The 5,671-nt window shown below is 73.6% G+C and carries 5 protein-coding genes; 1 reads left to right on the forward strand and 4 read right to left on the reverse strand.

Annotated elements, in window-relative coordinates; all coding sequences use genetic code 11:
• Window positions 1-146: 146 nt before the first annotated feature.
• Genes egtD through egtA form a run of 4 tightly spaced genes read right to left on the reverse strand, consistent with a single transcriptional unit; the run spans window position 147 to window position 4,538 of the window.
• Window positions 147-1,121 carry an L-histidine N(alpha)-methyltransferase gene (gene egtD / locus ACWGIU_RS27635; RefSeq protein WP_453710198.1) on the reverse strand — a complete coding sequence of 325 codons (975 nt, stop codon included), beginning with the start codon at window positions 1,119-1,121 and terminating at the stop codon, window positions 147-149.
• Window positions 1,118-1,876 carry an ergothioneine biosynthesis protein EgtC gene (gene egtC / locus ACWGIU_RS27640; RefSeq protein WP_453710200.1) on the reverse strand — a complete coding sequence of 253 codons (759 nt, stop codon included), beginning with the start codon at window positions 1,874-1,876 and terminating at the stop codon, window positions 1,118-1,120. The genes egtD and egtC overlap by 4 nt, the downstream gene beginning before the upstream one ends.
• The gene (gene egtB / locus ACWGIU_RS27645; RefSeq protein WP_453710202.1) at window positions 1,876-3,228 is read right to left on the reverse strand and encodes an ergothioneine biosynthesis protein EgtB; all 1,353 of its coding nucleotides are present in this window, start codon (window positions 3,226-3,228) and stop codon (window positions 1,876-1,878) included. The genes egtC and egtB overlap by 1 nt, the downstream gene beginning before the upstream one ends.
• A complete protein-coding gene (gene egtA, locus ACWGIU_RS27650; RefSeq protein ID WP_453710204.1) occupies window positions 3,225-4,538 on the reverse strand; it encodes an ergothioneine biosynthesis glutamate--cysteine ligase EgtA in 1,314 nt (437 codons plus the stop codon). Before egtA ends, egtB begins: the two co-directional genes overlap by 4 nt.
• 106 nt (window positions 4,539-4,644) lie before the next feature.
• On the opposite strand from egtA, the gene ACWGIU_RS27655 reads away from it, so the two are divergent.
• Entirely contained in the window at window positions 4,645-5,478 is an 834-nt protein-coding gene (locus ACWGIU_RS27655) for a TIGR02452 family protein (protein WP_453710206.1), read from the forward strand.
• Window positions 5,479-5,671: the final 193 nt, after the last annotated feature.

The raw sequence follows: 5,671 nt of genomic DNA on the forward strand, positions 1-5,671 counted from the left end.
CGCGGGGTACGGGCCGAGGTCAGGCTGCTGCCGCGGATCCCGCCGGGCCGGTACGCGCACCGGCGGGACCTCGCGGCGGCGGCTCAGCGGGCGGTCGCCGGAGTCACCCCCACGACCACCCCGACCCCGCTACCCGGCATTCCCGCTCAGCCGGCCACGCCGTCGGCGACCGACAGGGACAGCGCGAACCGGCCCGCCGCGTCCGTCCACCACCGGGTCAGCTCCAGCCCGGCCGCCGCCAGCTCCTTGCGCACGCCCTCCTGACGGAACTTCGCGGAGACCTCCGTCAGGATCTCCTCGCCCGCCGCGAACGGCACCACCAGATCCAGCGCCCGGATCTTCACCACCAGTTCCGAGCGGGCCCGCAGCCGCATCTCGATCCATTCCTGCTCCCTGTTCCACACCGCCACGTGCGCGAAGTCGGCCGTGCGGAAATCCGCCCCCAGTTCCCGGTTGATGACCGCCAGCACGTTCTTGTTGAACTCGGCGGTCACCCCCCGCGCGTCGTCGTACGCCGCCACCAGCACGGCCTCGTCCTTCACCAGGTCCGTCCCCATGAGCAGGGCGTCCCCGGGGGACAGCATCGCCCGTACGGACGCCAGGAACACCGCCCGCTCCGGAGGCCGCAGGTTCCCGATCGTGCCGCCCAGGAACACCACCAGCCGGGGCCCGGGGGAGTCCGGCAGCCGCAGCGCACGGGTGAAGTCCGCCAGCAGGGCGTGGACCCGCAGCCCCGGGTGCTCCGCCAGCAGCGTCTCGGCCGCCCCCCGCAGCGCGCTCTCGCTCACGTCCACCGGCACGTACGTATCCAGGGCGGGCATCGCCTCGATGAGGTGCCGGGTCTTCTCCGAGGACCCGGAGCCCAGCTCCACCAGGGTGCGGGCGCCGCTCTCGGTGGCGATCTCCCGCGCCCGCTCCAGCAGGATCTCCCGCTCCGCGCGCGTCGGGTAGTACTCGGACAACCGGGTGATCTCCTCGAAGAGCTCGCTGCCCCGCGCGTCGTAGAACCACTTGGGCGGCAGTGCCTTCGGCGTGTGGGTCAGCCCGTGCAGCACATCCGTACGCAGCGCCGTCTCCGCGGCGTGCTCGTCGAGTGTCCGGGTCAACTCAAAGTCGTTCACGGGGAGTTCTCCTTGAGCGGGGTCAGTTCGACCCTCGTGCGGGTGGCGGTCAGCAGGGTCCGGTCGGGCACTTCGCGCCACCGGGTGTCGTCGTCGTACGGCTCGGAGGCCACCACGGTGCGCCGCCGCTCCGCGTCGGCCAGGTACCAGAGCGAATCGCCCCAGGCCGTCGCGGCGATCGTGACGCCGTCCGTGAGCAGCAGGTTCAGCCGGGAGCCGGGAGCCGCCGAGGCCAGCTCCCGGACCGGCTCGGCCAGCGCCGTGCCCAGGTCGTCCCCGGCCCGCAGCCGGTGCAGGACCAGCGCCCAGATCAGCGCCGAGTCGGTGCGCGCGGCCAGCCGGAGCAGCTCCGCGGGCGGCAGCCCCGCCGCGAGCGCGGCGGCGGAGTCCGGCCAGTTCCGCACCGCCCCGTTGTGGCTGAACAGCCACGGCCCGTCCGCGAACGGGGCGGCGGCCGCCTCCGCGTCCGCCCCCGGGTGGGTGGAGTCCCGTACGGCGGCCAGCGCGGCCCCGCTGCGGACCACCCGGGCGAGGTCGGTGAAGGTCAGGTCGCCCCAGATCGGCCCGGCCCGCCGGTAGCGGGCGGGCACCGGGTCCTCCTGCGCGTACCAGCCGATGCCGAAGCCGTCGGCGTTGACCGTCCCGGACCGCTGGCGGCGCGGTTCCCAGGACTGGCGCACCAGTGAGTGTTCCGGCTCGCTCAGCAGCTCCCCGAGCGCCACCACCGGCCCCAGGTAGGCGAGGTGGCGGCACATCAGATGTCCCTCGCTGTCCGGAAGCCGGCGAAGATCTGCCGTCGCACCGGAAGGTCCCAGTTGCGGAAGGTGCCCCGGCAGGCCACCGGGTCCACGGCGAAGGAGCCGCCGCGCAGCACCTTGTGCTCGGGGCCGAAGAACACCTCCGAGTACTCCCGGTACGGGAAGGCCCGGAAGCCCGGGTACGGCAGGAAATCGGAGGAGGTCCATTCCCACACGTCGCCGATCAGCTGGCGCACCCCGAGCGGGGAGGCCCCGGCCGGGTAGCTGCCGGCGGGCGCCGGGCGCAGGTGCCGCTGGCCGAGGTTGGCGTGTGCGGGGGTCGGGTCCCCGTCGCCCCACGGGTAGCGGGTGGAGCGGCCGGTCGCCGGGTCGTGCCGGGCGGCCTTCTCCCATTCCGTCTCGGTGGGCAGCCGCCGCCCCGCCCAGCGGGCGTAGGCGTCCGCCTCGTACCAGCTGACGTGCAGAACCGGTTCTTCGTCCGGTACCGGCTCGATCACCCCGAAGCGGCGGCGCAGCCACTGGCCGGCCTCCTGGTGCCAGAACAGCGGGGCCTCGATGGAGTGCTCGCGGATCTGCTGCCACCCCGGCGCCGCCCACCAGCGCGGATCGCGGTAGCCGCCGTCGGCGATGAACGCCAGGTACGCGGCGTTCGTCACCGGCACGGTGTCGATCCAGAAGGGCGCGGTGTCCCGCACGTGCGACGGACGTTCGTTGTCCAGAGACCACGGCTCGGCGGAGGTGCCCATCGTGAACGTTCCGCCGGGGACGAGGACTTCGGCGGCGGGCGGCGGATCGCAGGGGCCGTCCGGTTCCGGGGCGGTCAGCACGGGGGCGCCCCGCCGCAGCTGATGGGTTATCAGCATGGTCTCGTCGTGCTGCTGCTCGTGCTGGGCGATCATCCCGAAGGCGAAACCGTCGTCGAGAAGCGTGCTGCCCTCCAGGGGCGTCCTCTCCAGCAGGTCGAAGACCCGGCCGCGGACCTCGGCCGCGTACCGGCGGGCCTCGGCGGGCCCGAGCAGCGGCAGCCTGGGCCGTTCGGCGCGGGGGTGCTGGAAGGCGTCGTAGAGGGGCTCGATCTCGGGGCGCATCGATGCGCGTCCGGCGACGCGCTGGAGCAGCCAGAGCTCTTCCTGGTTCCCGATGTGCGCCAGGTCCCAGACCAGCGGCGACATAAGCGGGGAATGCTGGGCGGTGAGGTCCTCGTCGGTCACGGCGTCGGTGAGGCCGGCCGTGCGGATGCGTGCCGCGGTCAGGGCGGCGGCCGCCCGCTCCCGCAGACGGGAGGCGGAGTCGGCGTCGGAGGTGGAAGCGGGGGTGGAAGCGGGGGTGGAAGGCGATCCGGTGGTCATCGGCGGACCCCTTTTCCGGTGAGCACCTGCGTGGATCCGTCGTCGGCCGGACATCGGCCGCGCAGGACGTAGCGTTCGGTGAAGGCACCCACCGTGTCCCGGACGTGCCTGCTCGCGCCCAGCCGCGGCAGTGCCTCCGCGGCCGCCCGGAAACAGGCCTTCGCGGACGCCCGCAGCTCCGGATCGGACAGACCGTGCCGGGCCGCCGACCGCCAGAGCGGATTGCGGGGCGCGGGCCGCGTGCCGTACGAGTCGGCCAGCCCCTTGGCCACCCGGTACGCGGTCTCGGCGGCCTCCGGATCGTCGAACAGCGCGTGCACGACGGCCACCGGGACCAGCCATCCGTCGTCGCCGGACTGCGCGTCGATCATCCGCAGCTCCAGGTGCCCGCGCGGGCGGACCGGTGGGAAGAGCGTGGTCAGGTGGTAGTCCAGGTCCTCGGCGGTGGGCGCTCGCAGCTCGGGGTGCCCGCCCGCGCGCAGCCAGTCGCGGAAGGTCGTACCGGGCGGGGACTCCCACGGGCCGTCGCCCTCGTAGGACCGGACGCACATCACCTCGGTGTCCAGGGCCTGCCGGGTCCACGCGGTGCGGGGTTCCGCGTCCAGCGGCGGAGCGAGCGCGCGCCGGGTGTCCAGGTCGCTCCAGATCCCCTGGCGGGCACAGCGCCAGCCGGCGTACGGGCCTTCGTGCGCGGGGGAGTTGGCGAAGGCGGCCACCAGGACCGCGCCCAGCAGGTGCGCGAGGCGCCAGCGCCGGCCGTGGCCGAGCACGCCCGGCTCCTCGTATCCGGCGTCCACGCAGACCTGCACGGAGGCGGAGGCGCACATCATGGCGCGCCCGGCCGGTCCGGTCCGGTCGAAGTAGGCCTCCATCGCGTCGTAGCGGGGGCTGTTCAGGAGCCGGCGGTACGGGAGGCGGGGATCGCGGCCGAGGCCGCGCAGGACCAGGCCCTGGGGCAGCAGGGCGGCGCGTACGGCGGTGAGGTCGGCCTGCAGGTTGTCCACGCAGCCGGTGAGGGAGGTGGCGGGGGCCGAGCTGAGTTCGAGCTGGCCGCCGGGTTCGACGGTCACCCGGGAGTGCAGGGGCAGTGCGCGGGCCGCGGTGTGGGCGGCGCGTAGCCGCTCGGGCGGCACCGGCCGCTCGGGACGCTCGGCGTCCAGGACCAGCCATTCGAGCTCGGCGCCGAGGAGGCGGGGCGGGCCGGTCTTGAAGCAGATGCCGTGGATCAGGTCCTCGGCCTGCGTCTCGCTGATCGAGGACGTGAGGGTCGGGCGGGGCGCGGGTGGGGGAGCGGTTGCATCCTGGGACATACCGGGTCCTCGTCTCCTGTCGTCGGTCGTGACATCACCCGTGCCTACCCCTCCTCGGGGCACAAATTCCTTTGCCGCCGGGAATCGCAGTACGGAGGATGGCGGCGTGAGCAGCAGATTGCGCGAGATCGCGCGGGAGAACGCGGAGATCCTGGCGGCCGGGAGGTACCGGACGCGGGCGGGACGGCAGGTTCCGCTGGCCGCCGCCTTGGCGGAAGCCAAGGCCGGAACCAGGATATATGGACCAAACAGAGTCATTCCAGACGAAAAGATCGCTTCCCGTGGCAGCGGGACTGTCGTCGAGGTCACCGGGGAGAGCAGCACGGTCGCCGCCCGCAGGCTCGCGACCCCCACCCCGGACCACCCGGACCCGTCTGCCGTCGCGGTCCTGAACTTCGCCTCGGCCCGTAACCCCGGCGGTGGTTACGTCCGCGGGGCCAAGGCCCAGGAGGAGGCGCTGTGCCGGGCTTCGGCCCTGTACGAGACCCTGCTCGAAGCCCCGGAGTACTACGAGATCCACCGCGCGGAGCGCAGCACCTTCTACACCGACCGGGTGATTCACTCGCCCGGGGTCCCGGTTTTCCGCGACGACCGCGGCGGGCTGCTGGAAACCCCGTTCCGGGTCGGCTTCCTCACCTCGCCGGCGCCGAACGCGGGCACGATCCGCCGGCAGGAGCCGGCGCGGACCGCCGAGATCCCCGCGGCGCTGGTGCGGCGCGCCGAGCTCGTACTGGAGGTGGCTGCGCTGCACGGATACCGGCGACTCGTGCTCGGGGCCTGGGGCTGCGGGGTGTTCCAGAACGACCCGGCGCAGGTCGCCGAAGCCTTCCGGAGCCTCCTCGCGGACCGGTTCGACGGAGTCTTCGAGCGGGTCGTGTTCGGCATCCTCGACCGCGACCCCACCACCCGCGAGGCCTTCGACCGGGCCTTCCCGGCCTGAGGGCTGTCGCTGTCCCGCCGGCTGTCCCGTCCGCTGTCCCGTCATCCCCGGCGGGCGCACGAAACAGCTACGGCACCCCGCCGCGTTGCCGGAACGCCGCAAGTCGCCCGGTGTCAGGACGCCCCCGGCTCTGCGATGCGCCGCATCCGACGCCGTCCGCCGATCCGCCGGGGATCAGGGCACACCTCGGGCG

It is taken from the genome of Streptomyces sp. NPDC054840, assembly GCF_053611065.1.